Source organism: Streptomyces griseus subsp. griseus (assembly GCF_000720255.1).
GTDB lineage: Bacteria > Actinomycetota > Actinomycetes > Streptomycetales > Streptomycetaceae > Streptomyces > Streptomyces griseus_I.
Genome location: NZ_JOJE01000044.1, coordinates 56,554 through 62,553, shown reverse-complemented (window position 1 = coordinate 62,553; position 6,000 = coordinate 56,554). Strand labels below are relative to the sequence as shown.

The 6,000-nt window shown below is 69.6% G+C and carries 3 protein-coding genes and 2 pseudogenes; 2 read left to right on the top strand and 3 right to left on the bottom strand.

Going from position 1 to position 6,000, the window contains the following annotated elements:
- Window positions 1–762 (bottom strand): annotated as a pseudogene (locus IG99_RS36870) (right-handed parallel beta-helix repeat-containing protein); the annotation flags it as partial.
- 914 nt (window positions 763–1,676) lie between these two features.
- On the bottom strand, window positions 1,677–2,711 hold the full coding sequence (locus IG99_RS36865) for a LacI family DNA-binding transcriptional regulator (RefSeq protein WP_037682134.1): 1,035 nt from the start codon (window positions 2,709–2,711) through the stop codon (window positions 1,677–1,679).
- A gap of 321 nt (window positions 2,712–3,032) precedes the next feature.
- Between IG99_RS36865 and IG99_RS36860 the strand changes: the two genes are divergently transcribed.
- Window positions 3,033–4,040: a LacI family DNA-binding transcriptional regulator gene (locus IG99_RS36860; RefSeq protein WP_037682132.1), complete on the top strand. Its 1,008-nt coding sequence runs from the start codon at window positions 3,033–3,035 to the stop codon at window positions 4,038–4,040.
- A gap of 234 nt (window positions 4,041–4,274) precedes the next feature.
- On the opposite strand, the pseudogene IG99_RS46555 reads toward IG99_RS36860, so the two are convergent.
- Window positions 4,275–4,534 (bottom strand): annotated as a pseudogene (locus IG99_RS46555) (4-hydroxy-2-oxovalerate aldolase); the annotation flags it as partial.
- A 207-nt stretch (window positions 4,535–4,741) separates the two neighbouring features.
- Between IG99_RS46555 and IG99_RS36850 the strand changes: the two are divergent.
- Window positions 4,742–5,566 (top strand): SDR family oxidoreductase, encoded by an 825-nt coding sequence (locus IG99_RS36850; RefSeq protein ID WP_037682126.1) that lies wholly within the window; start codon window positions 4,742–4,744, stop codon window positions 5,564–5,566.
- Window positions 5,567–6,000 lie beyond the last annotated feature (434 nt).

Below are 6,000 nucleotides of genomic sequence, written 5' to 3'. Positions count from 1 at the left end.
CTTCGTGACGATCCCGCTGAACGAGGTGTTCTTGATGGTGGAGTTCTCCACGGTGATGCCGTCGAGAACCGTCGGGGCACCGGGCGCGGTGATGTCCTGGACACCGGTGAGGAAGGCGATGCCGCCGGTGTCCTTCGAGCGGTCCCAGCCCTGCTGGAAGGTGATGCCCGGCTTGTTGTCGGCGGTGCTGCCGCCGACCCACTTGACCTCGCCGGTGACGTCGTGCACGTCCACCGAGTCGATCACGAAGTGGTGCAGGGTCTGGCCGTTGTCACCGTGCACGCCGATGCCGCGGAAGTCGCCGAGCTTCGAACCGTCTGTCGTCCCGGTGGGTACCGCGTTCGACACGTCGAGGTTGCGGATCTCCCAGTACTGCTGGTTGTTCAGTCGCACCGCGTCGCCGACTGTGCCCTGGCCTGCGATCTTCGGCTTGGCGCCCGTTCCGTAGCTGTCGATGGCGATCGGGGCGCCGTCGGCACCGGACCCCTTCGGCCAGAGCTGGCCGGTCCAGCTGTCACCGGCCTCGAAGCGAATCGTGTCGCCGGGCTGGAACGTCGTTGCGTTCACCTTGCTCAGCGAACGCCAGGGCGCGCTGCTGCTGGTTCCGGCGTTGCTGTCGCTGCCGTTCGCGCTCACGAAGTACGTGGTGCCCGCGGCGAAGGCCCGCTGCGCGGGTATGAGCACGATCGACGCGAGCACGACTGCCAGCGCGCACAGTGCGGCGGCCGTCCCTTGTGACACAAGTCTTCGGTTGACGGTCATGGTCCTCTTCTTGTCGTCTGCGGTGGTGAGGTACTGGCTCCTGTCATGACGCCTCCAGTCGAGGCGTCGCGTAACGACCCAGGGCGGGGACAGTTCGGGACCGTGCGGTGGACGCACCGACGGATGCTCGACGACATGGGAACCGGGCCGGCCGGACATGCCCCGTCGGGAGCGGAGATCGCCGGCGGCTCCAGGCGTCTCGATAGCGGTGTCACAGTGCCCTCCCGGATGTGAAGCCGACCGTTTGGAAGCCCCGTGCTTGTCCTGGCGGGCGTAGTGGGAAAACGTATTCCGCGCAGTGTGCCCAGTGGACCTCGAGTGCGTCAAGGTTTCGAGCAGATGAACGCGGCAACGCTGTGGGGGCTCCGCCGGAAGCCGACGGCACCATTCGAAAAGCGGGTCGTGCGGCAGCCCGGTCTGCCGTCGAATGGTGCTGCGCATTGGCCGCTCGAGTACCCGTCGCCCGGCGGGCGGGGGAGCGCAGGCCGAACTCAGGGTTCCTGGCGCATGGGCGGGGAGGCCGGCGATGGGGACCTGCCCCGCCCATGGGATCGGTCGGGTGCTCAGTCGGTCACGAGACCTTGACCAGCTTCCATCGCTGGTTGGTGCTGCCGTTGGTGAACCACTGGTCGATCGGTGTGTCGTCGGTGGTCTGTGCCTTGTACACGTCGGCCTTGCGGGTGTGGGTGCGGCTTGCACTGAGACTCGGTGCGGGGGCTGTCGCGTGGATCGCAGAGGGGCCCGCCCGGTGGAGGAGTTTTTCTTAGTGGGAAATCGTATTCCGCGCAGTGTGCCCGTCCGTGATCGAAGGCGTCAAGCGTCGGTCAGCGGGCAAAAAATGCGGCTTTGACGTGGCAGGTTCTGGTGCCCGAAGGCGCTGTGCGCGTCGGCGGGAGTGATCGGCTCAGGGCGGTTCAGACGACGCGGATCGCCGTGCTGTCGCGCACCACGACCTGCCCACGCATCATCAGATGCTCTGCTTCCGTACGGTCCGCGAGCGCGAGGCGTACCGCCTCGGCACCTGCCTGCGCCAGCGGCAACGACACGGTCGTCAACCGCGGTGTCACGTCGATCGCGAGCTCGATGTCGTCGAAACCGGTCAGCGAGACCTCGTCCGGCACCGCCACCCCGGCAGTACGGAAGGCGGACATCGCACCGATGGCGATGGTGTCGTTGGCGGCGAGGACCGCGTGGGGCGGCTCCAGCCCCTCGGCGACGAGCCGCCGCGCCGCGTCGAACCCTCCTTGGCGGCTCACCGTGCAGTGCGAGATCCGGATGTGCCGCTCCTCGACGCCGCCGTCGCGGAGACCGGCCATGAAGCCCGCGGTACGGGCCGAGACGTTCCCCTGCCCGCGCGCGCCGGCGAGGATCGTCACGTGCCGATGCCCCGCCCCGGCGACGTAGGTGGCCAATTCCTTGGCAGGGCTGTGATTGTCGAAACTGATGGAGTCGAACGGCATGTCGGTGTCACCGACGATCACCACCCGGCCGCCCTCGCGTTCGTAGCCGAGCAACTCGTCGAGGAGGCGCCCGCCGAGGGCGTTCGTGTCGAGGCGGCTCGAGGTCAGAATGAGCGCCCGCGGCCGCAGAGCACGCTGCAACCGGACGGTTTCGAGCTGCCGCTCGGCGGTGCCGTGGGTCGACGAGACGGTCACGAACGCACCTGCGTCACGCGCTCGCCGTTCCATCGCCGCGGCGACCATTCCCATCGACGGGGTCGTGAGATCGTCGCCGACGACCGCGATCGAGTCGTTCGCGCGCCGCATCGCCCGGGCCGCGGCGTCCGCGGTGTAGCGCAACGCGGCCGCGGCGGAGACGACCCGCTGCCGGTATTCCTCCGCGACCGGCCGGGAACTGCCGCCCAGCACTCGCGACGCGGTCGAAACCGACACACCGGCGGCCGCCGCCACGTCACGCAGGGTGACGGTCGGCCTGGCTGAATGGGGCATCGCGCCGTCCCTCCCGCACCACGAAAACGAGCCGCCGTCGACGCTACCCGAGGATGTCCCCGGCCAGGCCCGCAGAGGTGCGGACGAAAGTGACGGTGACCGACTCGGGATACGGGCGCCGGCTGGAAGGCGGTCGCGTCGGCCCGGTCGGATTTCGCAAGGCATGTGCGGCGCAGTAAGCGCACCGGCCTGCGGAGTGACCCTCGGTAGTGATTCCGCGACTTCCAGGCGCCGGCGGCTCGGTGCACAATGTGCGGCATGGGAGATGGAGCGGCAGCGCCCGTAGGGCATCGCGGGGAGGCCGTATCCGAGGGGCGCCAGGTGACCCTGCATGATGTGGCGCGGACAGCGGGCGTCTCACAGGCGACGGCGTCGCGGGTGCTCAACGGCAGCGTCCGCAACGTCCGGCAGGAGAACGTCGACCGGGTGCTCACCGCGGCCGCGGAACTGGACTACGCACCGCACCTGTCCGCCCAGGCGATCGCGCGGGGTTCGACGAACATCGCCGCGCTGGTCGTCAGCGGTGTCGACGACCCGTACAACTCGTCCATCGCGGCAGGTGTGACGCAGGCAGCCGAGGCCGCCGGACTCATCGTGACCATGGCGGTTGCGGACCGCTCCCCGGAACGGGAACTCCAGATCGTCGGGACGCTGCGCGGCATGCGCCCCCGCGTCATCATCATGACCGGCAGCCGCGTCGACGGCGCCGATGCCCGCGACGCTCTCGTCGAGGAGCTCCAGGCCTACCGGGAAGCGGGCGGCAGCGTGGTCCTGATCAGCCAGCACGACCTGCCGTTCCACACCGTCAGCATCGACAACTACGGTGGAGCGCGGCAGCTTGCCCGCGCGCTGGTAGGGCTCGGCTACCGGCGGCTCGCGGTGGTCCGGGCGGGGACCGGCTTCAGGACGTCCCGTGACCGGTGCAGTGGTTTCGTGGAGGGCCTGCGCGAGTTCGGCATCGACGTCGACGAGCGGCTGGTGGTCGAAGCCGAGTTCAGTCGCCGAGGGGGGCGTGCTGCGGCCCGGGAGCTCCTGCAGCAGGGACTGGGCGGCACGGAACTCGTCTTCGCGGTCAGCGACGTCATGGCGATCGGTGTGATGACCGCATTCCGCGACGCCGGGCTTGTCCCTGGCCGGGACATCGCCGTCGCCGGCTTCGACGACATCGGCCCGGCGGTGGACGTCGTCCCGGAGCTGACGTCCGTGAACGTTCCTCTGCAGCAGGTCGGGCTCCGTGCGATGGAGTTCGCGCTCTCCGACGATGACGCCCCGCGGATCGTACCGGTCGCCACGAACGTCGTTCTGCGGGCAAGCACACCCCCTCGATGACCGTGCCGGCTGATCGCGTGGTGAGCGTCGGCTGTCCGGCCCTGAGCTGCTCCGCGGCCCGGCCGACGCCCTCGTGGCCGGCGACGGTCTTCCGTCCTGCCGAGAGCGCCGTAGCCGATGAGTACGGTGCCGTCCTCGGGAGAAGCTCCGCTCAGATCAGGGCAAGACGCCGAGCCGAGCCGGGCGGCGGACCATGACCAGGCCCGGAGCGGGCTCACGGCGATAGCCGGGAGCGAGCCCGCCAGCGGGGCCAGTGGTGCGGACGCAGTGGGCGCCGCAGGACTCCATCAGCTTGGCCTGGCGGGCCAGTTCGGCGGGTTCGGCCAGTGGGACATCATCAGGAAGCCCGCCACATCCATGCCCAGCCCGCGGGCCGCGGCGATGTGCTGGGCGGAGATGCCGGCCTCGGGCCAGTGGGTGGCCACGCGCACGGAGCGGATGCCCGGCGAGTGAGCGCGTTGCAGGTCGTGCAGGGTGCCGACGCAGGGCAGCAGCGGGTGGTCGAGAGCCGGATCGCTACTTCGGTCGCCTCCGCCTGAGCCATCGCTCGCATGTGCCACGCAGGCTCGATGGCTGGGCCGGGAGCTGTGTCGAAGCGTAGTTACTCATGCTCAAGAATCTACAGAGGAACTACTTGATACTGAGTATCAGCAACGGCTAGAGTCTCGTATTGCAAGTTCGTTTCGAACGGGAGTGTCCTTATGAGCAAGATCTGGTTCGTCACCGGTTCCTCGCGTGGCTTCGGTCGTCAGTTCGTCCAGGCGGCCCTGGAGCGTGGTGACAAGGTCGCGGCCACCGCCCGCAACACCGACTCCCTGGCGGATCTGGTGGCCGCCCACGGTGGGGCGGTCCTGCCGCTGAAGCTGGACGTCACCGACAAGGCCGCCGCGTTCGAGGCCGTCCAGCGGGCGCACGAGCACTTCGGCCGCCTCGATGTCGTGGTCAACAACGCCGGACACGGCCTGTTCGGCGCGGTCGAGGAGCTGACGGAACAGCAGGTCCGCGGTCAGATGGAGACCAACTTCTACGGCGCTCTGTGGGTCACCCAGGCCACCCTGCCCCTCCTGCGGGCCCAGGGCAGCGGCCACATCGTGCAGATCTCCACGGTCGGCGGCGTCGCCTCCTTCCCCAACCTGGGCGGCTACAACGCCTCCAAGTGGGCCCTGGAAGGCCTGACCGAGGCCCTCGCCCAGGAGGTCGCCGGCTTCGGCATCAAAATCACCCTCGTCGAACCCGGCGGCTTCGAAACCGACTGGGCCGGCTCCTCCGCCACCTTCGCCACACAGCTGCCCGCCTACGACGACCTGCGCACCACCGTCGCCGCCGCCTGGAGCGACGTCAAGTCCGGCGACCCCGCCGCAACCGGCCCCGCCCTGCTGAAGATCGTCGACGCCGACAACCCGCCCCTGCGAGTCTTCTTCGGCACCGCCCCCCTCCACCTCGTCCCCCACATCTACGCCGAACGCCTCAAGACCTGGGAGGAGTGGGCGGCGGTCTCCGCCGAGGCCGAGGGCGCCGCGGCCTGAAGCCGCGCGCGGCAACGAGACGCCGCGGGCCGATCCGTGACGAGGTGGACGGTTCGGGTGGCAGCCCGCAGACATGAAGGCGGGCTCGGTGGTCAGCAGCCACTCGAGGCTCCCGAAGTGTCCCGGGCGGCCCGCGGCGCACTGTAGGCCCTTCCCGGCGAGGTGACGGGAAGGGCCGGGCGGGTGCGGGGCGGTCATCCTAGTGGCCGTCCAGTCGCCTGACCACCGACCGGAACCCCAGTCGGGCCCGACCCCATCCGCGTCCAGAGTCATCCGTTCGACAGGGGACAGAGAGTCATGCCGGGCCCGGAGGGCAGCGGCGCCCTTGTGGGACCGCAGAAAGCATGACGGGGGTGCGTGCGTACGAGGAGGGTCCCTTTTCCGGGCAGGTGCCGGAGTCGCAGCCGACCTCGGCGCGGCCGGTCCGCCCGGCC